23 protein-coding genes and 1 pseudogene are annotated in these 23,525 nt (G+C 41.4%); 7 read left to right on the forward strand and 17 right to left on the reverse strand.

Annotation, left to right across the window (positions count from 1 at the left end):
- Positions 1–172: 172 nt before the first annotated feature.
- The 8 genes from KZX55_RS03530 to recJ all read right to left on the reverse strand — a co-directional run bounded on the left by KZX55_RS03530 (position 173) and on the right by recJ (position 9,931).
- Positions 173–694 carry a hypothetical protein gene (locus tag KZX55_RS03530; protein WP_248024483.1) on the reverse strand — a complete coding sequence of 174 codons (522 nt, stop codon included), beginning with the start codon at positions 692–694 and terminating at the stop codon, positions 173–175.
- Positions 695–834: 140 nt separating this feature from the next.
- Positions 835–1,668, reverse strand: coding sequence for a metallophosphoesterase family protein (locus KZX55_RS03535; RefSeq protein ID WP_248024485.1), 834 nt, complete (start codon positions 1,666–1,668; stop codon positions 835–837).
- Complete coding sequence (locus KZX55_RS03540; protein ID WP_248024487.1) at positions 1,665–2,270, reverse strand: hypothetical protein; 606 nt, start codon at positions 2,268–2,270, stop codon at positions 1,665–1,667. Before KZX55_RS03540 ends, KZX55_RS03535 begins: the two co-directional genes overlap by 4 nt.
- Before the next feature lie 24 nt (positions 2,271–2,294).
- Positions 2,295–4,118 (reverse strand): excinuclease ABC subunit UvrC, encoded by a 1,824-nt coding sequence (gene uvrC, locus KZX55_RS03545; protein ID WP_248024498.1) that lies wholly within the window; start codon positions 4,116–4,118, stop codon positions 2,295–2,297.
- A 101-nt stretch (positions 4,119–4,219) separates the two neighbouring features.
- Positions 4,220–4,921: a M57 family metalloprotease gene (locus KZX55_RS03550; protein WP_248024506.1), complete on the reverse strand. Its 702-nt coding sequence runs from the start codon at positions 4,919–4,921 to the stop codon at positions 4,220–4,222.
- Positions 4,922–5,025: 104 nt separating this feature from the next.
- The gene (locus KZX55_RS03555; protein WP_248024508.1) at positions 5,026–5,805 is read right to left on the reverse strand and encodes an alpha/beta hydrolase; all 780 of its coding nucleotides are present in this window, start codon (positions 5,803–5,805) and stop codon (positions 5,026–5,028) included.
- Positions 5,806–5,873: 68 nt separating this feature from the next.
- Positions 5,874–7,535, reverse strand: a complete 1,662-nt coding sequence (locus tag KZX55_RS03560; RefSeq protein WP_138335829.1) for a ribonuclease J — start codon at positions 7,533–7,535, stop codon at positions 5,874–5,876.
- Between the two features lie 176 nt (positions 7,536–7,711).
- Positions 7,712–9,931, reverse strand: a complete 2,220-nt coding sequence (gene recJ / locus KZX55_RS03565; protein WP_248025051.1) for a single-stranded-DNA-specific exonuclease RecJ — start codon at positions 9,929–9,931, stop codon at positions 7,712–7,714.
- Positions 9,932–10,107: 176 nt separating this feature from the next.
- Here recJ and KZX55_RS03570 point away from each other — a divergent pair, with 176 nt between their 5' ends.
- From KZX55_RS03570 to KZX55_RS03585, 4 genes are read left to right on the forward strand one after another with little or no spacing between them, the layout of a single operon-like run.
- Complete coding sequence (locus KZX55_RS03570) at positions 10,108–10,866, forward strand: amino acid ABC transporter ATP-binding protein (protein WP_057488642.1); 759 nt, start codon at positions 10,108–10,110, stop codon at positions 10,864–10,866.
- Positions 10,867–10,876: 10 nt separating this feature from the next.
- Positions 10,877–11,671, forward strand: coding sequence for a transporter substrate-binding domain-containing protein (locus tag KZX55_RS03575; protein ID WP_248024510.1), 795 nt, complete (start codon positions 10,877–10,879; stop codon positions 11,669–11,671).
- A gap of 13 nt (positions 11,672–11,684) precedes the next feature.
- Entirely contained in the window at positions 11,685–12,362 is a 678-nt protein-coding gene (locus KZX55_RS03580; protein WP_248024511.1) for an amino acid ABC transporter permease, read from the forward strand.
- Positions 12,363–12,371: 9 nt separating this feature from the next.
- Positions 12,372–13,031: an amino acid ABC transporter permease gene (locus KZX55_RS03585; RefSeq protein WP_247951530.1), complete on the forward strand. Its 660-nt coding sequence runs from the start codon at positions 12,372–12,374 to the stop codon at positions 13,029–13,031.
- Positions 13,032–13,207: 176 nt separating this feature from the next.
- On the opposite strand, the gene KZX55_RS03590 is transcribed toward KZX55_RS03585, so the two are convergent.
- From KZX55_RS03590 to KZX55_RS03605, 4 genes are all read right to left on the reverse strand, one after another.
- Positions 13,208–13,417 carry a GNAT family N-acetyltransferase gene (locus KZX55_RS03590; RefSeq protein WP_198001848.1) on the reverse strand — a complete coding sequence of 70 codons (210 nt, stop codon included), beginning with the start codon at positions 13,415–13,417 and terminating at the stop codon, positions 13,208–13,210.
- 280 nt (positions 13,418–13,697) lie between these two features.
- Positions 13,698–14,348: an ABC-2 transporter permease gene (locus KZX55_RS03595; RefSeq protein WP_248024520.1), complete on the reverse strand. Its 651-nt coding sequence runs from the start codon at positions 14,346–14,348 to the stop codon at positions 13,698–13,700.
- Positions 14,348–15,082 carry an ABC transporter ATP-binding protein gene (locus KZX55_RS03600; RefSeq protein ID WP_025168406.1) on the reverse strand — a complete coding sequence of 245 codons (735 nt, stop codon included), beginning with the start codon at positions 15,080–15,082 and terminating at the stop codon, positions 14,348–14,350. The genes KZX55_RS03595 and KZX55_RS03600 overlap by 1 nt, the downstream gene beginning before the upstream one ends.
- 1 nt (position 15,083) lies before the next feature.
- A complete protein-coding gene (locus tag KZX55_RS03605; RefSeq protein WP_000646903.1) occupies positions 15,084–15,296 on the reverse strand; it encodes an AbrB/MazE/SpoVT family DNA-binding domain-containing protein in 213 nt (70 codons plus the stop codon).
- 213 nt (positions 15,297–15,509) lie between these two features.
- Here KZX55_RS03605 and KZX55_RS03610 point away from each other — a divergent pair.
- Positions 15,510–16,208: pseudogene (locus KZX55_RS03610) on the forward strand (DUF4037 domain-containing protein); the annotation flags it as partial.
- 286 nt (positions 16,209–16,494) lie between these two features.
- On the opposite strand, the gene KZX55_RS03615 reads toward KZX55_RS03610, so the two are convergent.
- The 3 genes from KZX55_RS03615 to KZX55_RS03625 form a co-directional block, all read right to left on the reverse strand.
- Positions 16,495–17,517: a YdcF family protein gene (locus KZX55_RS03615; RefSeq protein WP_000273638.1), complete on the reverse strand. Its 1,023-nt coding sequence runs from the start codon at positions 17,515–17,517 to the stop codon at positions 16,495–16,497.
- A 67-nt stretch (positions 17,518–17,584) separates the two neighbouring features.
- Positions 17,585–18,022: an Rrf2 family transcriptional regulator gene (locus KZX55_RS03620; protein ID WP_001167381.1), complete on the reverse strand. Its 438-nt coding sequence runs from the start codon at positions 18,020–18,022 to the stop codon at positions 17,585–17,587.
- 72 nt (positions 18,023–18,094) lie between these two features.
- Complete coding sequence (locus tag KZX55_RS03625; protein WP_248024522.1) at positions 18,095–18,937, reverse strand: metallophosphoesterase family protein; 843 nt, start codon at positions 18,935–18,937, stop codon at positions 18,095–18,097.
- Between the two features lie 197 nt (positions 18,938–19,134).
- Here KZX55_RS03625 and KZX55_RS03630 point away from each other — a divergent pair, with 197 nt between their 5' ends.
- Together KZX55_RS03630 and thrS are read left to right on the forward strand one after the other, a co-directional pair.
- A complete protein-coding gene (locus KZX55_RS03630; RefSeq protein ID WP_061588368.1) occupies positions 19,135–19,509 on the forward strand; it encodes a hypothetical protein in 375 nt (124 codons plus the stop codon).
- Between the two features lie 332 nt (positions 19,510–19,841).
- Entirely contained in the window at positions 19,842–21,785 is a 1,944-nt protein-coding gene (gene thrS, locus KZX55_RS03635) for a threonine--tRNA ligase (protein WP_248024533.1), read from the forward strand.
- 47 nt (positions 21,786–21,832) lie between these two features.
- Here thrS and KZX55_RS03640 read toward each other — a convergent pair whose 3' ends face one another.
- The gene (locus KZX55_RS03640; protein WP_248024541.1) at positions 21,833–22,807 is read right to left on the reverse strand and encodes a sensor histidine kinase; all 975 of its coding nucleotides are present in this window, start codon (positions 22,805–22,807) and stop codon (positions 21,833–21,835) included.
- Positions 22,800–23,477: a response regulator transcription factor gene (locus KZX55_RS03645; protein WP_248024545.1), complete on the reverse strand. Its 678-nt coding sequence runs from the start codon at positions 23,475–23,477 to the stop codon at positions 22,800–22,802. Before KZX55_RS03645 ends, KZX55_RS03640 begins: the two co-directional genes overlap by 8 nt.
- Between the last annotated feature and the right edge of the window lie 48 nt (positions 23,478–23,525).

Genomic DNA, 23,525 nt, shown 5'->3' on the forward strand with positions numbered 1-23,525 from the left:
TTCTAATTCTACTGCTTCCATTCTACCATAATTTGAAAGAGCTTGCAGAGATTTTTCATAGAGTTAGTACTTCTTTCAAACTCTCTACTATCCACTTGTAGCTCTTTATGTAGGTATCGTTTTGGATTTAAACAAATCAAAAAGCAGGTGATAATTCACCTACTTTCTCATATTATTGACCAGATGTGTATGGAGCAACTGCTTTATACGCTGACTCCAGTGCTTTCTTCATTGTATCACGTCCAGTTTTCAACTGTTGAACAAATAGAGTACGAGTTTGTTCTGGCACTACTGTATCATCAGAACCAATACTTGAAAGACTTTCGTTAAATGACTCTCTTACAGTCTCCATAGACTTAAGTGCGGGTTCAACTTGGGCGTTATATGCTTCTTTTCCACTCTCTGGAATTTTTTCTCCAATTTCAACTGCATGCTTTTTATAATTGTCAACTAGTTTACCAAAAACTTTCTTCACATCTCCAACAGTTTTAGCATTATCAATTTCTTCATCGGTGATCAAAACGATCTCATTATTTTCTGTCTTTGAACTAGACGTTGTTGATGAGGTCTCTGAAGAAGTTTGCTCTACAGAACTTGAATTTTTAGTCGAAGAATCAGACGTTGTTTTCCCTGAACATGCTGCTAAAACAACAACAGATAAAAGAGCCATACTGGCTGTAATAATTTTCTTCATAATGTTCTCCTTTTTATTAAGAATTAAGTCCATTCTATAACAAAATAATTTCAATGTCAAACTTTAGCTAAACCATCTTTTCTAAGCAATTCGACTACAAGCCTCACTTCCAAATAAGAGCGTCCATTTTATTTCTAACTTTACAAAAAATCAAAATAATCCTTCACATCCTCTACATACCCATGCTTTTCGATTAAACTAGCTAAGAGTTCTAGATTGTGCCCTCGATAGTTGTCATCTCGGCGTAGTTCTTCATACATTTCGATAAAAGGAAGGTTCTTGGACTTGGCCAATTCTAACTCCGCTTCATAATCATAAGAAACTTTTCGGAATAGAATATTTACCAATTCCCCATCTTCTACTTCTATCACGGCATACTGGGCACGGTGATTTTTTAACGCCTCCCAATCAAAATAGGGCATGCCAATCGTACCTGGATTGATAATTTGTTGCCCTTGACTTCCATAACGAAGCAACTGCTTGTGGACATGACCATAAACTGCCACATCCGTTTCCTCGTCTAGGAGTTGGTCAAATTTATCTGTGTTATTTCCAACAGACAAGTCGCCACCATAGTTCTTATTTGGCAAATTATGAGAGAGAGAAAAGCGCAGTCCATCAACTTCTTTCTTTTCTAGCATAGGTAAACTTCGTAGCCAGACAATCGTCGCAGGGTCCATTCGCTCCATCAAAAACTGGGTCAATCGCATGAGCTGGACTTCCTGTGGGTCTTCTAAGCCATATTGCCCATCTAAAGCCTCTAAGACACAATCATCCCAATTGCCTCGAACACTTGCTGTGATAGGAAGTTCCTTTAACAGAGCGACCAAGTCATTTGCACCTGGACCAGGTAGAAAAATATCTCCCAGAAGCCAGTATTCACTGGCTCCTTGAGTTTTAGCATCTGCAATCACTGCTTCTAGCGCCGTCGCATTGCCATGAATATCTGATAAAATTGCGATTTTATGGTTCATGATGATTTTCCTTTTTCTATTTCATCTAGCCAATTGTGAAACTCCCAGCGAAGAGGAGCTTCCTTGCCTATTCTTTGCCTCAAATGTTCTTGATATTGAAGATAGAAAGCGTAATCTCCCCAACTACTCCACACTTGAGAAGGTTTTGGGATACACAACTGTTTGTTCGCCCTCTCTAACACGATGTTATCTATCGGTACGTGTAAAAAAAGAAAAACGGAGTCTAGGGTTACAGCTTCAAGCATATACAGATACTTGAACGTCATATTAATCCACTTTTGAGCATGACCATAAGTGAATCGAATCCCATTTGAACGATAGCATTCTATAATACTATCACAAGTCCTATGATGCCAACTATCAAAATCAGTTTGACACAGCTTGTCCCGATTCAAGAGATTTAAAATCGCTTCTTTGATACACTTAGAGGCCCGATTTCTCATCTCCAAGCGCTGTTCATCTGGCATGCCATGAAATCGCAAGGTTCGATTAAAATCCAGATAGGCTCGAGTAGTTGCAGCCAAAAATAAATCTTTTGTATTCCCAAAGTAAGCAAATCGTAAAAAAAGGAGTATATCTCTGTCAATCTCAATCCTATTCATTTCTTCTACTTTCTATCTAGATACTTATTCCAATTCTTTTAATGGTTCTGCCACTTGAGCCAATTCCACTTCCTCCTGAAGGTTTAACTTTCTCTGAACAGCTTCTGCGACTGTTCTTGGCACACCAACTTCGACAATCTCATCCACACTGGCTTCCTTGATTTTAGTGAGAGACTTGAAATGCTTCATGAGATTCTGCTTGCGTTTAGGTCCCAGACCGTCAATCCCATCCAGTTGTGATGAAAAGGAATTTTTCGAGCGCAGTTGGCGGTGAAAAGTGATAGCAAAACGATGCACCTCATCTTGGATGCGTTGGAGGAGGAAAAATTCCTGAGAATTTCGGGATAACTCCACCACCTCAAGCGGATCTCCAAAGAGTAGCTCATGGGTTTGGTGCTTGTCATTCTTTTGCAGGCCTGCAATTGGAATATCCAATCCTAGCTCTTCTTGAATAACTTGCTTAGCGATATTGACTTGACCTTGCCCCCCATCAATGACAATCAAATCTGGCGGGGTCAAGCCCTCACGTTGAACTCGGCCATAACGTCTGCGAATAACCTCGCGCATACTAGCATAGTCATCTGGACCTACAACCGTTTTTATCTTGTACTTACGGTAGTCTTTTTTACTCGGTTTGCCATTGACAAAGACCACCATAGCTGAAACAGGACTGGTTCCCATGATATTAGAGTTATCGAAGGACTCGATGCGAACCGGAGTCGGGATTTGGAGCAAGCGTCCTAGATTTTCAATAGCCCCTTGGGTCTTTTCGACAGATTTTTCTAGCAGATTGAACTTCTGCTCCAGACTAACACGGGCATTCTTTATAGCCAAATTGACCAGTTGTTTTTTCTCTCCACGCTGGGGTTTGAGAATCTTGGTATCCACCAAGGCCTTGACTGCTTCTTCATCGATATCCTGCGGAATCAGCACCTCATTGGGAACCAGATGGGATTTTTCTTGATAAAATTGCCCCACATAGGTCAAGAAGTCCTCATCCGGATCATTGTAGTAAGGGAAGAGATTGACATCTCGCTCGATGAGTTTTCCCTGACGAACAAAGAAAACCTGAACACACATCCAGCCCTTGTCGACATAGTAGCCAAAGACATCACGGTTTTGCAAATCTTTCGCCATGACCCGTTGCTTGGTCCGAAGTGTTCCAATGGCCTGAATCAGGTCACGGTATTCCGCCGCACGTTCAAACTCCATACTTTGAGCTGCCTTTGCCATCTTGCCCTTAAGATCATCGATGATTTTGTCATCCTGCCCTTTTAGGAAATCAGAAACCTCCTGAGCCATGGACTTGAAATAAGCCTCATCCTTTTTACAGATGGTGTGGGCCATACATTGACCGATATGGTAATAAAAGCAGACCTTAGACGGCGGATTGGTACACTTACGAAAAGGGAAAATCCGATCCAGCAACCGCTTGATTTCATTGGCCGCTCCCACATCTGGATAAGGGCCAAAATAAAGACCGCCGTCCTTCTTGACTTGACGGGTGATAATCAAGCGAGGATAACGCTCATTGGTGATTTTGATGAAGGGATAGGACTTATCATCCTTGAGCATGATATTGTATTTAGGCTTATTCTCCTTGATCAGGTTGATTTCTAGGAGAAGTGCCTCAATATTAGACTCAGTGACGATAAATTCAAAATCCACAATTTCAGACACCAGAGCCTCTGTCTTGGTATCATGACTTCCACGGAAATAGGAGCGCACACGGTTACGCAGATTTTTAGCCTTTCCAACATAGATAATTGTACCGTTTTTATCTTTGTGAATGTAACAACCAGGGCTGGTCGGCAAGAGCTCTAGTTTTGATTTGATCAAGTTGTTCATAGTTCCATTATAGCAAAAAGGCCGTAACAGGACGAACAAAAAGCCCCACCAATCACTTGATGGAGGAGCTTTGATTTTATTTTAGATTGCACCAACTTCATCTAGTCGCTACTGGTATAGAGTTCTTGAACAGCTTTCACATCCCGAGGCTGAATTCCATAGTAGGAACCTGCCGGCTGCATGACAGAAGTTTCGTTGGTATGATCCAATCCGATGGCATGCCCCAGCTCGTGCTCCGCCGTGTGCACGATCCGTTCATAAGAATAACCATAGTTTGGATTGGATAGATAATAGTGATTCAGGCGAACCGTTACAGATATAAATTGATTGGTCAACAGATTGGTTTGACTCTCAGATTGGCCAGCCACAGCGGTCGATCCATCATTCATCTCACTTGCCACAATATCTGCCTGGCTAGGATCCGCAACCACCTCAAAGGTAAAGGCTCCCGTTTGATTCCAGTTTTTTATTGCTTCTGCATAGGCGCCTTGGAAGGTCTCATCCATTTGAGGTTCAATATAGATGCGAGCTGAGGCCTGGGCCCACTTGCCTTCTGCATGTTGGTGACTGTCTGTCTGAGACAAGACTTCCAGCGTTCCCGTCTCCTTCCATTGATTCCAGCCACCTTGACCAATCTGGCTCATTTTTTCAACCTGATTGACTGCAGAATGAAAATCACCAGTCAGGTACCAAAGCACTCCAAAGGCAATGAGAAGTAGAATGACCACAGTCCAAACCAGACGCCAGAAGAAACGCCAAATTCCCAACAGAAATCGGAACAATAATCGAATAATCCAGAACATGACACCCCACCTTTCATAAAAATAAGAACCTATCTTGAAATTGCATTTTCCCTGATCAAGATAGATTCTCTATTTTACTGAATAAAGCTGAAAGAAATCTAAAATTAAGATAAACGTTCTTCCAAGACAAAGTCAATTGGTAGAGTAGCCAAAAAACGTTCCAATTGTTTTTCCCAGTAGTACCACTCGTGCTTACCTGGACTATGACTATAGTTCACCACAAAACCAAGATTTTTGAGGTTTTTCACTGCGAGATTATTGGCAGAGTAAAGATAGTCTTGTTCCCCACACCAAACCCATAGTTTGGTCTTTTTATCGGATTTTGTAGCCATGCTTTCAAGCGAATGAGGACTAGCTGTCCAATCTTTGATTTCTCCAAAAACTCCTCTCCAGTAGGCAAGCGATCCCAGATCCTGACTTTCAGGAGAAAATTCTTGAAAACTGAGCGCACCAGAAAAACTAGCCGCATGAGAAAAACGATCGGTTGCGAGAGCCAGCTTGAAGGAACCATAGCCACCCATGGAGAGACCTGCTATGAAGGTTTTTTCTCGCTTGCTGGTCATATTGGGGAAGAAACGTTTCATGACTTGGGGGAGCTCTTCTGCTAGAGCAGTATAGTAGTTATAGCCATACTGAGTATCTGTGTACCAGCCATTGCTAGTATTGGGCATGATAACAATGAGATTGGTTCCGCGCAACAAGCGTTCGACATTGGTACGTTTGAGCCAGCTATTTTGATTTCCTGACATTCCGTGTAAAAGGTAAAGAACAGGAATATCTGCGCAATCTGGTTCAGTCACCCGACTAGCATCTGGATAGAGTACTGTAACGCCCCACTCCATATCCAAAACTTCTGAGTAATACTCAATATTCATAACTGCCATGATTTTCTCCTTTGGCTATTCTATAAGAAAAAGCCGAATATCGACTTTTTCCGTAGGTATTCTGCTTATTATTTAGCTTCCATCACGACTGGCAAGATTGCTGGGCGACGCTTGGTTTGATCAAAGAGGTACTTGGTCAAATTGTCACGAACCTTGCCTTTGAGATCTGCCCAGTCAAAGTCATCACCTTGAAGATACTCTTCTACCGTTTGGTTAATCAATTCTGAACTTTCACGGAGAATGTCACGACTTTTCTTAAGGTAGATAAATCCACGCGTATGAACACGAGCCTTAGCCACAATCTTCTTCTCACGACGGTTAACAGTAATAGCCACGATAAAGATTCCATCCTCTGACAAGACCTTACGGTCGCGAAGAACGACATTCCCAACATCACCAATGGCATTTCCATCAATCATGACATCGCCTGCAGAAACTGCTCCAGCTGGGACGAAATCTCCATGTTCATAGGACATGATCGTTCCCTTTTTAGGGATGAAAATGCGCTCTGGCAACATTCCAACTGCCATGGCAGCCTTGGCATGCGCATCCAACTCACGGTACTCCCCTTGGACAGGGAAGAGATATTTCGGTTGCAAAAGATTGATCATCAACTGCAAATCACGCGCATTTCCGTGCCCTGATACTCGCAAACTCTGGGTAATGAGTTTTACCACACCACCAGCTTGGTAAATCATATTTTCAACGCGAGCCACAACTGCTTCTTTGGCGGTGGATGGAGTTGTTACAATATAAACCAAGTCTCCATCCTTGATTTCTACATAACGGTGGCGCCCAACGGACATCTTGCGAAGTCCATTGATGGGTTCACCCATACGACCAGTCTCTAAGATAATCAACTCATGGTCTTCGAAACGAGACATTTCTTTTGGTTTGATCAAGAGACTTTCATTAGCTAGAGATAATTTTTTGAGACGAATCGCTGTACGGACGATATTTTCAACATCAAATCCAGTCAAAACGACTCGGCGGCCAGTCTCCGCAGCTGCATCAAAAACCTGCTGGATACGAGATAGGTTGCTGGCAACCGCTGCAACGATGATACGACCGTCCCAGTCAGCGATGGTTTGGGTAATTTCATCCCCAACTTCACTCTCGCTCGCCACCTGGATATTGCTGTCTGCATTTGCAGAATCACTGAGAAGTGCCAAGACACCGTCACGGCCGATTTCGGCTAAACGCGCAAAATCCGTCGCATAGGATTCACTAGCCGTCTGGTCAAATTTGAAGTCGCCTGTGTAAACAATGTTCCCTTTTGGTGTTTTTAACACAACTCCCAGACTTTCTGGGATAGAGTGAGTCGTACGGAAGAAGGAAACAACCGTTCCCCCAAAGTCAATCTCCGTGTTTTCATCAATCACATGGAAGTCATTGAATTTCTTAACCGTATCATTTCCTTTGACAAAGAGTTTCGCCAACTCGATAGTCAACTCAGAGCCAAACACAGGAACCTTAGCCTCTGCTAAGAGATAAGGCAGAGCACCAATGGCATCCGCATGCCCGTGGGTCAAGAAGACCCCTGCGATACGGTCACTATTTTCAAAAAGGTAGTCCATGTTTGGAATGACGACATCAACCCCTAGTTGTTCATTTTCAGGGTATTTAAGCCCAGCATCCAAAACAAAAATAGAACCATCGATTTCAGCGATGTACATATTTTTCCCATTTTCTCGTACACCACCTAGTGTTGTTAAACTGATATTACTCATTTTCCCTCCGAAACTTAATTTATCTTGATTATAGGGTAGGTTTACCCTCTTATTCTAAAAGTTCTAAAACTTTCAGCCGAATCTTTTCCTACCATTATACCATTTTTTTGATGATTTTCAAAACGAAGATTTGTTTTCAAAAAAGAGCTGGTTACCCAACTCTTTCCTAACTTCTACTATTTCTCCATTAAAAAGTTATAAATTTCTTGCACGGTACCTAGCGCCATCATTTCTTGGTCTTTAACGGTCTGTTTGAGATTTTGGTAAATCTGACTTTCAGCAATTTCCCTTTTCGGCGCTTCTTTATTGACTGTCATAACACCATCTTTGATCGTCACAAAGTCCAGCTCTTCAAACACTTGGATCATCTTGACCAGCAAGATTTGTTGAATATTGAGATAAGTTGCCAAATCTTTGAGCTTGTAGCGAATATCAAACTCTGGGAACTGGTAAATGGTCTTGTACAATTTTGCAAACTGTTCTCTAGTTCCATAACCTGTCAGATAGTAGGCCTTGTCAATGTCATTTTTGAAATAGACAGCAGAGAAATTCTGTTTCTGAAAAATGGTTTTCAGCAGGGTAATATCCTCAGGAATTGCTTTCACAACAACCGCGTCACTAGTCGCCAAATCCGGCAACTCTCCAGAGAAATCCAAGACTGGAACCCCTTCTGGCAAGACTGCATTCTTCCCACGAATGTTAAAGAGTTGAACACCTTCCACACGCGCATCCACCATCATCAACTGGAGGGCAGTTTGGCCATTCCATTGATTGACAGACAAGGTGACTGCTAATTCTAGGTTTTTTGTTTGAGCAAACTCTGTTGCCCATCTACCTTGTCCGAAGGCCACCACTTCAAAAGTCGCCTCACCCTTGGAAATTTTCAGTTTGAGGTGGGCATTGCCTGCTCCCATGGTACGGGCACTTTCGACATGAAAATCCTTAATATAAAAGACAGGTTTCTGATTATCCATTCCAAAAGGTGCCAAGCGTTCAAAGCTTTTAACCGTTTCTAAACTAAGAGTCTCCAAATCCAGCTCTTCATCTAGATTTAACTTGTTCTTGCCACCAGCATCTGCCCCTTTTTCACGGACATAGTCTTCCAAGACCTGAGATAAATCTGAGAGTTTCTCCACTTCCAGCGTCATTCCTGCTGCACCAGCATGGCCGCCAAAGGCGATAAAGAGGTCGCGATGGGGATCTAGGGCTTCAAAAATATCGACTGCTTCCACACTACGAGCGCTACCCTTAGCACGACCATCCTCTATATTAAGAACGATGACTGTCTGCCCCAGTTCTTCCAGCAAGCGCCCAGCCACGATACCCAGAACGCCAGGATTCCAGCCTTCCTTGGACAAAACCTGAACCTTCTTCTCAGGATCCACCATGGTCTTAGCTTCTTCATAGATGGATTGGACGATTTCCTTGCGCTCTTCGTTTTTCTGGTGAATCATGAGGGCAATCTCATGAGCTTCCTCGTCATCAAATCCAGTCAGCAAATCAATGGCAGGATTGGGATCATCCAAACGCCCCAGGGCATTTAAACGAGGGGCAATCTGGAATCCAACCGTTTCTTCTGTCACTTCATTCGCAGCAATCCCAGCTAGGTCCAGCATTTCTTGTAGACCGATGCGCTGAGTATGCCCCAACATTTCCAGACCATATTGAACCATGATACGGTTTTCATCTGTCAAGCTCACCATATCTGCAATGGTACCGATAGCGACCAAATCAAGCAATTCCACTTGCACTTCTTCTAAAAGGGCGCAAGCCAGCTTGAAAGCCACTCCGCAACCAGCTAGATATTTGAAAGGATAGTCCGCATCTGGATGCTCAGGGTGAACAATCGCATAGGCAGCTGGCAGGGTTTCCGGCATGGAATGATGGTCGGTCACAATGACATCCACTCCCATAGACTGGGCCATTTCAATGGCCTCGTGACCAGCAACTCCATTATCCACTGTCACAATCAAGGAAATTCCCTCTTGCTCGATAAAGTATTTATAGACACTGGCATTGGGACCATAGCCATCGGTAAAGCGATTTGGTAGATAAACACGGCACTCAGCGCCAAGCTGTTCCAAACTTTCCTTAACAATCGAAGCTGAAGTCATACCATCCGCATCATAGTCTCCATAGACGAGAATATTTTCCCCTTCTTCAATGGCCTGACGAATCCGTTCCACTGCCTTGTCCATATCATGGAGCAGATAAGGGTCATGTAAATCCTCTAAAGAAGGTTCTAAAAACTTCTTCAGACTTTCTTCATCCTGAATCCCTCTTTCAAATAATAACCGAGCCACCTCAGGACCCAGTCCAGCCTTCTTGGCTATCTTTGTAAAATCCGCATCTTCAACCTGCGGGGCAAACTGCCATTCATAAGTAGGAGTTATCAAAAAAACATCCACTCTTTCTAAGAATTCTATCGTTTCATTATAACATGATTTAGGCATTTTCTCTATTCAGATTGCTTTGTACAAAAATTTTACTAACTTTTTTCTGATATTATTTGACAAGACAAATCTTTTGATGTAGAATCGTGTTATAAAATCTAACACAAAGGAGATCTCTCATGGCTTTAGTAGAATTTAAACACGTCGAAAAATATTACGGAGACTACCACGCACTCCGCGACATCAATCTCCGTTTTGAAAAAGGACAAGTCGTTGTCCTGCTTGGACCTTCTGGTTCTGGGAAGTCCACTCTTATCCGTACGATTAATGGTTTGGAGGCTGTTGACAAAGGAAGTCTCCTAGTCAATGGACACCAAGTAGCAGGTGCTAGCCAGAGAGATTTAGTTCCTCTTCGTAAGGAAGTCGGCATGGTTTTTCAACATTTTAACCTTTATCCACACAAAACAGTGTTAGAAAACGTGACACTTGCACCCATTAAAGTTCTAGGGATTGATAAAAAAGAGGCTGAAAAAACGGCCCAAAAATATCTGGAATTTGTAAATATGTGGGACAAGAAAGATTCTTATCCGGCCATGCTATCTGGTGGACAAAAACAGCGGATCGCCATCGCTCGTGGTCTTGCCATGCATCCGGAACTCCTACTCTTTGATGAGCCAACATCTGCTCTTGATCCTGAGACTATCGGAGATGTTCTAGCAGTTATGCAGAAACTAGCACATGACGGGATGAACATGATTATCGTTACCCACGAAATGGGATTTGCTCGAGAGGTTGCGGACCGCATTATCTTTATGGCTGACGGAGAAGTTTTGGTGGATACGACAGATGTCGATGACTTTTTTGACAACCCAAGCGAACCTCGTGCCCAACAATTCCTCAGCAAAATTATCAACCACGAAAGTGACAAAGTCAAATAAGGAGGCGCCTATGAAAAAGAAATTCTTTTTATCCGCATTATTGATTAGCCTTTTCAGCCTTGCTGCTGCCAAACCAGTCCAGGCCGATACTAGCGTCGCAGACATTCAAAAAAGAGGCGAACTAGTTGTCGGCGTTAAACAAGACGTTCCCAATTTTGGTTACAAAGATCCCAAGACAGGGACTTATTCTGGTATCGAAACAGACCTTGCCAAGATGATTGCAGACGAACTCAAGGTCAAAGTTCGCTATGTGCCTGTTACAGCACAAACCCGCGGTCCACTACTGGACAACGAACAGGTAGACATGGATATCGCAACCTTCACCATCACAGATGAACGTAAAAAATTATACAATTTCACCAGTTCCTACTACACGGATGCTTCTGGTTTTTTGGTCAATAAATCCGCCAACATCAAAAGCATTGAGGACCTAAACGGCAAAACCATTGGGGTTGCCCAAGGTTCCATCACCCAGCGCTTGATTACTGAACTAGGTAAAAAGAAAGGTCTAACCTTTAAATTCGTCGAACTTGGTTCCTACCCAGAATTGATTACTTCCCTTCACGCTCACCGTATTGATGCCTTTTCCGTGGACCGCTCTATCCTGTCTGGCTATATTAGTAAACGGACAGAACTACTAGATGATAGTTTTAAGCCATCTGATTACGGTATCGTCACCAAGAAATCAAACACCGAGCTAAACGATTATCTTGATACCTTGGTCACTAAATGGACCAAGGACGGTAGTTTGCAGAAATTTTATGACCGTTACAAGCTCAAACCATCTAGCCATACTGCAGATTAAGGAGGGACACCCCATGACAGATTTATCATCTTGGACAGCCTATTTTCAGGATTTTGGACAATTTTTCAATGGTTTCCTCTTCACCCTTGCCCTAGCGATTGGTTCCTTTATCCTCGCCATGCTTTTGGGTATCTTCTTTGGAGTCCTATCAACTAGCAAACATCAAATTTTAAGAATTTTGGCTCGTATCTTTGTCGAATTTTATCAAAATACTCCCCTCTTGGTGCAGTTTGTCATCGTCTTCTATGGTTTGCCTCTTATCAGTGAACACACCATCATGATTCCGATTTATTGGACAGCCGTTCTCTGCGTGGGACTCTATCACGGCGCCTATATCGCTGAGGTGATTCGTTCAGGGATTCAGTCTATTCCTAGCGGTCAGATGGAGGCCGCCTTGTCCCAAGGTTTTACCTATGTCAGTGCCATGCGCTTGATTATCTTGCCTCAGGCCTTTCGTATCATTCTCCCTCCATTGACCAACCAAATTGTTAACCTCATCAAGAACACCTCTACCGTAGCTATCATCTCTGGAGTAGACTTGATGTTTGTGACTAAGTCTTGGTCGGCTCTCAACGGCAACTATATCCCAGCCTTTTTAGGTGCTGCTCTTCTCTACTTTGCCCTATGCTTCCCTGTTGCCCAGTTTGGTCGCAAAATGGAGCAAGCCAACAAAAAAGCCTATTCACTTTAGGAGGTTACTATGGAATCTATTTTAGAAGTTTTGACCCCAGATAACCTAGTCTTTATCTTTAAAGGATTCGGCTTAACTCTCTACATTTCTCTGATTGCTATCGTCCTCTCGACCCTTATCGGAACAGTACTAGCCGTCATGAGAAATGGGAAAAATCCTGTCTTACGGATCATCTCCAGCATTTATATCGAGTTTGTACGTAACGTTCCCAACCTCCTCTGGATTTTCACCATCTTTTTGGTGTTTAAGATGAAGTCCACACCAGCAGGTATCACTGCCTTTACCCTCTTTACCTCAGCAGCCCTAGCTGAAATTATCCGAGGTGGTCTCAATGCCGTGGACAAAGGGCAGTATGAAGCAGGAATGTCGCAAGGATTCACTTCAGTGCAAATCCTCTACTACATCATTCTCCCGCAAGCGATCCGAAAAATGCTGCCAGCCATCATTTCACAGTTTGTGACCGTGATTAAGGATACCAGTCTTCTCTACTCTGTTATCGCCCTACAAGAACTCTTTGGCGCCAGCCAAATTCTCATGGGACGTTATTTCGAACCAGAGCAGGTCTTCAGTCTTTATATCCTGATTGCCTTGATTTACTTTATCTTTAACTTTGCCATTTCTAGCCTGTCTCATAAGCTAGCAAAACGTTGGCAACAAGCTGCGGAATAAAAAAGAAATGTGAACTCAAAACAAGGGTTCACATTTTTATATTTTCATAAGTAGAGATACTTTCTTGTGTGTACTGGTCAATTTTAACTCATTTTTGCTCAATCCTACTATACTACTCTATCATTTAACTGATTTTGTTGCAATATATGTTTTAATATTCAAATTATTAAAATATCTCAGAGCTCCAGTATTGCAATAATCTCATTTCCTTCCATATCTCCAGTTTCAGTAAAACCAAATGAATGATATAATTTACAAGCTACTTTATTTTCGGATTCATATGATAGCCAGCAATACTTTGCTTTCCCACAGGGAAAAGATTTAATAAAATTCAAGCCAAAAGCAATGGCTTCCCTTCCAAAACCTTTTTTCTGATACTTAAACATCAAAGGTTATAGTTTCCTCTTGCTATATCAGGCGGATTGTCCCAATAATCGTCAACATTATAGCCAATCATAATAAATCCAACAGGAATTTCACCATCATAGGTACCAAACGGAAATAAAAATTTATTTTGCTACTCTGATACCTACAATTTTGGTATTTCCCATACATTTTTTCCATATGAAACACTGTTCTAACAGCTCCACAACTTTTAATTCTTTATCAGCACCATTTTCTATTGGATTTTCTCCGACAAAATACGGACACTTAATGTATTCAATTTTATAAATCAATTCTTTCGAAATCTTTTATAGCTTTCTGATAAGAAAACCAGGTGCATAAGTTAAATATGGCAACACCAAAAAGTAATATTACTATCTGTGGTACGTTCAAATTTGAAGAATCATTCAAACTTTCTAATCCAGGAATATGGTGTAATATCTCTCCCATGAATATTATGACAGTTGCGACTGCGCAGAATAGGATAAAAGGCTTCCCAATCTTATAGGCTGTTTTAAAAAAGCCTCCGAGAAAAACACTGTTAAAGGTTGCAAATACAAGCATTATATATCCAAGATATGCAGCATTTGCATTCATCAACGGATTTGTCACATACGGTGTGGCATCTCCTAAGAGTCTCATCCGAATAATCGTCAGAAAAAGACATAATATGAAAGCTATGCACTCGATAGATAAAACAAATAAATATTTAGACGTAACCACATCTTGTTTTCTAACTGGCAACATGACCGTGTAGGTGATGTCATCACATTCTCGAACTTGTTGATAAGTATAAAAAATACCAAGACAGATAAAAAAGGAACCGACAAGAATAGGATACCTTGGAATCATCGTAATAGCTGAAAAAGTTATAAAGCAATAGCTCAAAGGATTTGCTGTTAGTTTCATTTCTTTATAGAGAAGTTTTCTCATCACAAATTCACCTCTTCCCTCTCAATATGCACCATAATATCTTCAAGTGTGGATTTCTGCCCTATTTCTTTCGTGTAATGACTGATAAAATCCTCTTTCCTCTCAGATAAAAGCAATTCACCATTTTTTATATAAGTAATAGTATCTGCACACTTCTCTAAATCACTAGTAATATGAGTAGAAAACAAGATTGCTACCCCTTTTTCTGCTAGTTTTCGAAAGATTTCATTCATCTCATCTCTAGATACTGGATCAAGTCCACTAGTTGGCTCATCTAAAATCAAAAGCTTAGCATGATGAGAAAGAGCTAAAGTAAGATAAAATTTTACTTTCATCCCCTCAGACAGTTCCATAATTTTCTTATTTTCATCAAGTTTAAATGCATCAAGATAATGACGATACGATTCATCATCCCAGTTATCATAAAAAATACGAGTAATGGCGACAATATCCTTTAATTTTTTTCTTTTATAATAATTGGTTCCTCCCACTGCATAACCAATTCGTTGTTTGATTTCATCTTCATTATCCAGATAATCCATTCCAAGAATACGGACATTCCCTGCATCAGGATGAACAAGATTTAGAATGGATTTAATCGCTGTAGTCTTACCTGCTCCATTCCTACCGATAAATCCCATAACCTCACCTGATTTAATATGAAAACTTATAGGTTTCAATTCAAATGCTGAATATTTTTTTGTAATATCATTTACCTCTAAAACATACTTCATTTTATTCATCCTCCTTCTCTTCAAAAGCAATTTCCATCAAGTGTGCAAAGGCTCCCTTCGGCGGTATGGCAATTCCACGCTTTTCATCACCAAGAAGCAGAATCGTATCGCCAGGTTTGATATTAAAGACATCGCGCGCCTGTTTTGGTATTACTATTTGACCTTTTTCTCCAACTGTAGCTGTCCAAGCATATTTACCTTTCGGTGCTTTCATAACTGTTACCTCCTTTATGGTATGATTTGTATAACTAATTATACTACTTATCCTAAATAATACAAGTGCAAACTACATCCAGTTACCATCATAATAAAATGCTCGTAAAAATCTGTACCACTCATCCCAAAACTAAGAATCTTAGACACCTTAACCCTAACTTTTTGTAAGTGGTGCTTATTCATTAACTACTCTCTCTAGAAAATATGTGACTACAAACAAAATTCTGACTATGATGTCTATGTCTATCTTAACTCACCTATTGACGAGAAAACTCGTCAAATCATTCTTAGCAACTATTGCTCCTATATGGAAATTGGAAACCAGTTTTGGGAATTAGAGGACGACTGCGTACTAAACAACGGTATCGAAATCGAGTTGATTTATCGTTCACTGGAATCATTTGAACAGGAATTGAACTCAACCGTTTTTCAGCATCAAGCTCAAAATGCTTATACAACTTGCATGTGGCATAATCTACTCCACAGCAAGATTCTATACGATCCGAATGGAAACTATGCTTCGCTCCAAAGAACCTGCCAGATTCCCTATCCACAGGAACTCAAAAAGCATATCATTGAAAGGCAACTCCTTTTACTAGAACAAGCCATGCCTGCCTTCTCTCACCAAATAGAAAAAGCTATCAAACGCCAAGATCTTCTCAGTATGAATCACCGCTCAAGTGAGTTTTTTGCTTCCTACTTTGACTTGTTATTTGCGCTCAATGAGCAAACCCATCCTGGTGAAAAACGAATGTTGGAGTACACAAAGACCCATTGTACTCTCCTCCCTAAGCAATTTGAAGAAACTATTCGCAAGTATTTCCAACTACTCTATCAACCACAACAAGGAGAACAAGCGATCGTAACCTTGCAAACTATCCTGAAGGAACTAAAAGCCATTTTGCCATAGACCAAAAAGAAAATGTGAACCTCTGTTGCTGTTCACATTTTTATTTGTCGTTGACTGTAAAATTCTAGTCTACTCATATTCAGTTGCCTATTTTTGACTCTCTCTGAAAATCTGCAACTAGGTTAGAAATTGTTCAATTGATTGACGAGCAATCATGAAGCCGTTCCAAAAACCGCACTCACAATCACTTACCCTGCTCTTTCATTACTAGTGACAATTTTTCCCTTAGGGTTACTACAAGATTTTTTAGAGATTCTAACAAGAATTACAATATGAATTTTACATATTACCATAGAACACCTCTATAGGAGAAAATCAGAGCTAAAATCAACAAAACATAGAGGGCGATAAAAAGCCATCTCATCTTCACACATAGAGCAATATATTCTCTGATAAAGGCCGATGGGATATAGTAGGCGGCTGTACGGCAACCAAGGCCATCTCCCTTCATCCCAATACGGCGAGCATAGGTACTGGTACGAAAAACATGGTAATCATTGGTCACAAAGAGAAAACGTGGACTGGTCACCAGCTTCTCTCCCATTTCTTTTGAGAAGAGAAGATTCTCATAGGTCGTCGTTGAGTCTTCCTCTAGGAGAATCGCTTCTCTCGGAATATCTGTCTCTTCCAACAAATAATTACAAATCGCCTGAGCTTCGGATATCTTTTCATCTCCACCTTGACCACCACTCGCGATGATTTTAACATTGGGATTAAGAGACTGGCGATAGGCTTCTACTGCCTTATCAATGCGACTCTTTAGTAAGGGAGTCACTTTTTCTCCATTCAACAAACCTGCTCCGTGAATGATGATAAAATCATAATATTTTTTCTTAGGAATAAAAAGATACAGGATAGAATAAAGCAGAAATCCTGCAAAGGCAAAACCAAAAATCAAATACGAATAAATCAAAAAGAAAAAGATAATATTCACTAGATGATTGGTGTAAAACAAGCCCTTGGTATCGCTCACTCGAATCGCCATGATCACAAAAAAGAATAGAATCACACAACCTAATCCTAGAGACAAATAATTTGCCTTGGATTTTCCTTCTTTTTTCAATAACACGAATCCATTATAAATAAGGAAAAAACCACTTAGAAAAACTAAAAGAGGCAGCAGGAGAAAAATCCCTGCAAAGAAAACCATGTGCACTTCTTTCTGCCCAGCTTCGTAAAAAAGATTGGCAATGGACATATAAGAAAAGAGCAGAGACAAAAGCAAGAGAGCTGGATTCCAGAGACTGCGATTGTCCCTTAAAAACGAAACGAGAAAAAGTAGGACAAAAAATCCTGTGATAAAGTACATAGTCTCCTCCTTTAATGTCTACATTGTACCATAATTATGGCAATAGAAAAAGAGGAGCCTAGCCCTCTTATTTTGCTATTCTTGCTTCTGCATCTGCCACAACCTGAGCCAGACTCATCTGACGAAGTTGATTTTCCATAGCTACTTGGATATCCAGCAATTTCTGATCCAAGACCTTATGAATATTAGCCCCTACTGGACAGTTAGGATTGGGATTGTCATGGAAACTAAAGAGTTTGCCAGATTTTCCTAGACATTCGACAGCCTGATACACATCAAAAAGGCTAATATCTTGGAGGTCCTTTATAATCTCGGTACCGCCCGTCCCACGCGCAACTGAAATCAATCCTGCTTTTTTGAGTTGCGACAAAGTCTTACGGATAATGACTGGATTAACTCCAACGCTAGCTGCGAGAAAATCACTGGTCACCTTGCTTTCCCGGCCCTTTATAGCAATGATAATTAGCATATGGGTCGCAATGGTAAATCGACTTGAAATTTGCATTTTGTTCCCCTTTCACCTGAGATTTTCATCATCTCTCTTCTCATACTCATTATACCCCTTTTTGATGTCATGTCAATCATTACTACTATCTAACCATTCATCCAACTCAATATCATGCCCCTGTTTTTGAGCAATCTCATACAGAAGTTCCTGGTTATGAGTGTGGTGAATCCCATTTACCAAACTTTCATAATAGACCTGGAAATAGGGGAGCTTTAAATCTTTAGCCAACTGCAATTCGGCTTCTACATCATAATCCACTCGACGAAAATCAACATCAGCCAAACCTGCTTCATCAAACTCTAAGATCATATACTGGGCCCGCAGGTCCTTACGCAACTTCGCATCTAGAAAGAAGGGTTGTCCAATGGACCCTGGATTAAGAATCAACTGTCCATCACTTCCATAACGAAGCAACTGTTGGTGAATATGACCATATACTGCGATGGAGGCATGCGGTTCCGTCACTAATCTATCAAAATCTTCTTGTTTTCCCGTATGAATCAACTCCCTACCCCAGTTTTTATCAGGGAGATGGTGAGTGATTCCCACCATCAAATCACCAAACTGACGATGAACTTGCATGGGGTGATTGTGGAGGTCTTCGATTTCTTCAGGGCTGATTTCTTCTAATATATACTGGCATTGACGTAGGAGGTAGCGATGACTAGCTTTTGTCAAATCTAGCTTGCGATGCAAACCACGCCAGAGACTATTCTCCCAATTACCAAGAACTCTTACAGTAATAGGCAAAGCCGCTAAAAGATTCAATATCCTTCCACGTCCTGTTCCTGGCATAAGAATATCCCCCAAAAGCCAGTACTCATCTACCTTTGCCTTTTTAGCATCAGTCAGTACAGCTTCCAGGGCTGTCGTATTCCCATGTATGTCTGAAAGAACTGCTATTTTGGTCATCCTTTCTCCTCTTTTCCTCTTACTTCTTTTGTTAGTATTATAGCAGAAAACACTCAAAAAGAGCACTATCGCTACTCACTGGATTAACTTGTAAAGGCTTCCAATACGTGCTATAATATAAATAGAGAGTTCCCCTTCATTTAGGATTATGTGGTCTTCAACATCTCTCAATTTTTGTAGATTGGAGGACTATTGCCATGCGGAAATATCTTAAGTATATTCCATACTACTTTGTCATTTTCTTCTTTTACTGGCCCCTCTATGAGTTGCTTTTACTGCTGATATCTGATTCTTATACGCTGAAAGGACTGTACATTTATAACATTCTCCTCTTTTCTCCCCTAGTAACCTTTATCGTATCGCTACTTTATAGCTATCGATTTCATTTCTCACTTTGGTGGCTACTCGGTATTGGTCTGGTCTTTTGCTTTACCATCATCACCTTTGGTGAATTCATCCTGCTTTACTTCCTAGCCTATGAACTCTTTGCCCTACTTGGATTGGCTGCTGGCATGGGGATCAAGCATGTCTTCCAAAGAGAGAAAAACAAAAAAATTATACAAAAACCTTGAAAATTCTCGCAATCATGCTATAATAATGCATAGAGACAAGTCGCTTAGTCCCTTTCTACTAGAGAGTGCGTGGTTGCTGGAAACGCATAGAAAGCCTAAACTGATACTACTCTACTGATTTTTATGCAAACATAAAACGGTGGCTACGTTAAAGCCAATCTGAGGTGTCCCTCTTTTTGAGGAACATAAATGAAGGTGGAACCACGTTGCGACGTCCTTTTATGGATGTCGCTTTTTGATTTATTAACGAAAAATCAAAAGGAATTTCTATTTATATTTCAAGGGTACCTTCACTATAACTAGGCTAATAAAAACTTTATAAGGAGAAAACCATGATTAAGATTACTTTCCCAGATGGCGCTGTTCGTGAATTCGAATCTGGCGTCACAACTTTTGAAATTGCCCAATCTATCAGCAATTCCCTAGCTAAAAAAGCCTTGGCTGGTAAATTCAACGGCAAACTCATTGACACGACTCGTGCTATCACTGAAGATGGAAACATCGAAATCGTGACGCCTGATCACGAAGATGCCCTTCCAATCTTGCGTCACTCAGCTGCCCACTTGTTCGCCCAAGCAGCTCGTCGTCTCTTCCCAGACATTCATTTGGGTGTCGGTCCAGCTATCGAAGACGGCTTCTACTACGATACGGACAATACTGCTGGTCAAATCTCTAACGAGGACCTTCCTCGTATCGAAGAAGAAATGAAGAAAATCGTTAAAGAAAACTTCCCATCAATCCGTGAAGAAGTTACCAAAGGCGAGGCCCGTGAAATCTTTAAAAATGACCCTTACAAGTTGGAATTGATTGAAGAACACTCTGAAGACGAAGGCGGTCTGACTATTTACCGTCAGGGCGAATACGTAGACCTCTGCCGTGGTCCTCACGTCCCATCAACAGGTCGTATCCAAATCTTCCACCTGCTCAACGTAGCTGGTGCCTACTGGCGTGGAAATAGCGACAACGCGATGATGCAACGAATCTACGGTACAGCTTGGTTTGACAAGAAAGACTTGAAGAACTACCTTCAAATGCGTGAAGAAGCCAAGGAACGTGACCACCGTAAACTCGGTAAAGAGCTTGACCTCTTCATGATTTCACAAGAAGTCGGACAAGGTTTACCATTCTGGTTACCAAACGGAGCGACTATCCGTCGTGAATTGGAACGCTACATCGTCGACAAGGAAATCGCTGCAGGCTACCAACACGTCTACACTCCACCAATTGCCTCCGTGGAACTCTATAAAACTTCTGGTCACTGGGATCACTACCGTGAAGATATGTTCCCAACTATGGACATGGGAGACGGTGAAGAGTTTGTCCTTCGCCCAATGAACTGTCCTCACCATATCGAAGTTTATAAACACCATGTACACTCATACCGTGAATTACCAATCCGTATCGCTGAGATTGGCATGATGCACCGATATGAAAAATCTGGTGCCCTTACTGGCCTTCAACGTGTACGTGAAATGTCCCTAAATGATGGTCATACTTTTGTAGCTCCAGAACAAATTGAGGAAGAATTCAAGAAAATTCTTCAATTGATTATCGACGTGTATGAAGACTTTAATTTGACAGATTACCGTTTCCGCTTGTCTTACCGCGATCCTGAAGATAAACACAAATACTTTGACAACGATGAAATGTGGGAAAATGCACAACGCATGTTGAAGGCAGCTATGGATGATATGGAACTGGACTACTTTGAAGCTGAAGGTGAAGCAGCCTTCTACGGACCAAAATTGGATATCCAGGTTAAAACTGCCCTTGGAAAAGAAGAAACCCTTTCTACTATCCAGCTCGACTTCTTGCTTCCTGAACGCTTCGACCTCAAATATGTTGGAGCAGATGGTGAGGAACACCGTCCAGTCATGATCCACCGTGGGGTTATCTCAACTATGGAACGCTTTACAGCTATCTTGATTGAGAACTACAAGGGCGCCTTCCCAACATGGCTTGCACCACATCAAGTGACCCTCATCCCTGTTTCTAACGAAAAACACGTGGACTACGCATGGGAAGTAGCCAAGAAACTCCGTGACCGTGGTGTCCGTGCGGATGTGGATGAGCGCAATGAAAAAATGCAGTTCAAGATTCGTGCTTCACAAACTAGCAAAATTCCTTACCAATTGATCGTTGGGGACAAGGAAATGGAAGACGGAACAGTCAACGTTCGCCGCTACGGCCAAAAAGAAACACACACTGTCTCAGTTGATGACTTTGTTGAATCTATCCTGGCTGATATCGCCAACAAATCACGCGTTGAGAAATAAGTAATTAACACAAAAGCCTCCATTCGGAGGCTTTTTCTCATTTATTCTTACTCAATAACAAGCTTCACTTCAGTGAATTTAATCCGTACGGTTGTTCCTTTTCCAACCTCAGACTCGATACGAATCTGGTGGCCCAGTTCTTCAGAAATTTTCTTAGATAGATAAAGTCCAAGTCCAGATGACTGCTGGGTCAAACGACCATTGTAGCCTGAAAAGCCACGTTCAAAGACTCGGAGCACATCACTGTTTTTAATCCCGATTCCCGTATCCTTGATACAGAGTTCCTGGCCTTCCATATAGATCTCTAGTCCACCTTTCTTGGTGTATTTAAGGCTATTTGAAAGGATTTGTTCAATGACGACCAACAACCACTTCTTATCGGTCACGATGATTTTGTCAAGGTCATGTAGGTTGACTGTCAGTCCCTTTTGAATAAAGAAAAGGGCATACTTACGGACAACTTCCTTCACCAGATCCTCCACTTGAACCTTTTCAAACACTAGGTCATCATGGAAGCTCTCTAAACGTAGGTACTGCAACACCAGATTGGTATAGGAGTCAATCTTGAAGATTTCCTGTTCCAATTGCTGCTTGACCTCACGATCAGAAACTTCTGCTACCAAGAGACGGCTCGCTGCAATGGGAGTCTTTATCTGATGAACCCACAAGGTATAGTAATCAAGCAAATCTGTCAGTTTACTTTGGGCTTCTGACTTCCTTTGATACAATTCAGACTCACGCTCTTCGAGTTTTTCCGCTAGCACACACTCCAAAGGAGACTTTGGGTCTCTTTCAGCATACAGTACTTCCTGCCGGTAAACCTGAGCTTCTGCAAAAATATCCCAAACCAAAAATAAAAGGGTCAAAAAGCTACTGAGGAGGAAAAAATAGAAAAAATAAAATCCTATACTGGCGAATAAAAACTGAAAGAGAAAAACAAGAAAGCCCAATGAAAAAATATAGACAAAAAGACGACTGCGAGAACGCAGATAGGCTAGAAAAAATAGTTTCCAATCAAGCATGTTTCAGTCCGTATCCTATCCCTTTCTTGGTTTCGATAAAGCCTGCTAAATCTTGCTCCTCCAACTTTTTGCGCAAGCGAGCAACGTTGACAGACAAGGTATTATCATCGATGAAAAAGTCACTATTCCAGAGTTCTCTCATCAAGTCATCACGCGCCACGATATTGCCAGCATGTTCAAACAGCACTCGCAAAATTTGAAATTCATTCTTAGTCAAACTCAGGACTTCCCCCTGATAGTGCAGGTCCATAGACTTGGTATTGAGGATCACACCCGCATACTCCAGCAGACTTTCATCTCGGCCAAACTCATAGGAACGGCGCAACAAGCCCTGAACCTTGGCAAGGAGCACCTGCTGGTCAAAAGGCTTGGTCACAAAGTCATCAGCTCCCATATTGATCGCCATGACAATATCCATCGCCTGATCTCTCGAAGACAGAAACATGATAGGCACCTTAGAAATCTTGCGAATCTCCTGACACCAGTGGTAACCATTAAAAAGAGGCAGACCAATATCCATGAGGACCAAATGAGGTTCTGACTGAACAAAAAGACTCAATACCTCCATAAAATCCTCTACCAAAATAACCTCAAACCCCCACTCAGAGAGCAGTTTCCCCACTTGTTGCCGAATAACTTGGTCGTCTTCTACTAGTAAAATCTTGTGCATGCGCTCCTCCTTTGTTCTTATTATAACAGATTTTCCCCATGGATAAAA

This window comes from Streptococcus halitosis, from assembly GCF_023147855.1.
GTDB classification, from domain to species: Bacteria; Bacillota; Bacilli; order Lactobacillales; family Streptococcaceae; genus Streptococcus; species Streptococcus halitosis_B.

Coding starts and splice junctions, on each gene's coding strand:
- KZX55_RS03640 (WP_248024541.1), bottom strand. CDS start 22,807: ATGCTTGATTGGAAACTATTTTTTCTAGCCTATCTGCGTTCTCGCAGT.
- thrS (WP_248024533.1), top strand. CDS start 19,842: ATGATTAAGATTACTTTCCCAGATGGCGCTGTTCGTGAATTCGAATCT.
- KZX55_RS03540 (WP_248024487.1), bottom strand. CDS start 2,270: ATGAATAGGATTGAGATTGACAGAGATATACTCCTTTTTTTACGATTT.
- KZX55_RS03625 (WP_248024522.1), bottom strand. CDS start 18,937: ATGACCAAAATAGCAGTTCTTTCAGACATACATGGGAATACGACAGCC.
- KZX55_RS03550 (WP_248024506.1), bottom strand. CDS start 4,921: ATGTTCTGGATTATTCGATTATTGTTCCGATTTCTGTTGGGAATTTGG.
- KZX55_RS03560 (WP_138335829.1), bottom strand. CDS start 7,535: ATGAGTAATATCAGTTTAACAACACTAGGTGGTGTACGAGAAAATGGG.
- KZX55_RS03535 (WP_248024485.1), bottom strand. CDS start 1,668: ATGAACCATAAAATCGCAATTTTATCAGATATTCATGGCAATGCGACG.
- KZX55_RS03530 (WP_248024483.1), bottom strand. CDS start 694: ATGAAGAAAATTATTACAGCCAGTATGGCTCTTTTATCTGTTGTTGTT.
- KZX55_RS03590 (WP_198001848.1), bottom strand. CDS start 13,417: ATGTTTAAGTATCAGAAAAAAGGTTTTGGAAGGGAAGCCATTGCTTTT.
- KZX55_RS03615 (WP_000273638.1), bottom strand. CDS start 17,517: ATGTACTTTATCACAGGATTTTTTGTCCTACTTTTTCTCGTTTCGTTT.
- KZX55_RS03580 (WP_248024511.1), top strand. CDS start 11,685: ATGACAGATTTATCATCTTGGACAGCCTATTTTCAGGATTTTGGACAA.
- KZX55_RS03630 (WP_061588368.1), top strand. CDS start 19,135: ATGCGGAAATATCTTAAGTATATTCCATACTACTTTGTCATTTTCTTC.
- uvrC (WP_248024498.1), bottom strand. CDS start 4,118: ATGAACAACTTGATCAAATCAAAACTAGAGCTCTTGCCGACCAGCCCT.
- KZX55_RS03605 (WP_000646903.1), bottom strand. CDS start 15,296: ATGAAAGCACCGAAAGGTAAATATGCTTGGACAGCTACAGTTGGAGAA.
- KZX55_RS03595 (WP_248024520.1), bottom strand. CDS start 14,348: ATGAGAAAACTTCTCTATAAAGAAATGAAACTAACAGCAAATCCTTTG.
- KZX55_RS03585 (WP_247951530.1), top strand. CDS start 12,372: ATGGAATCTATTTTAGAAGTTTTGACCCCAGATAACCTAGTCTTTATC.
- KZX55_RS03575 (WP_248024510.1), top strand. CDS start 10,877: ATGAAAAAGAAATTCTTTTTATCCGCATTATTGATTAGCCTTTTCAGC.
- KZX55_RS03555 (WP_248024508.1), bottom strand. CDS start 5,805: ATGGCAGTTATGAATATTGAGTATTACTCAGAAGTTTTGGATATGGAG.
- KZX55_RS03570 (WP_057488642.1), top strand. CDS start 10,108: ATGGCTTTAGTAGAATTTAAACACGTCGAAAAATATTACGGAGACTAC.
- KZX55_RS03600 (WP_025168406.1), bottom strand. CDS start 15,082: ATGAAGTATGTTTTAGAGGTAAATGATATTACAAAAAAATATTCAGCA.
- KZX55_RS03645 (WP_248024545.1), bottom strand. CDS start 23,477: ATGCACAAGATTTTACTAGTAGAAGACGACCAAGTTATTCGGCAACAA.
- KZX55_RS03620 (WP_001167381.1), bottom strand. CDS start 18,022: ATGCAAATTTCAAGTCGATTTACCATTGCGACCCATATGCTAATTATC.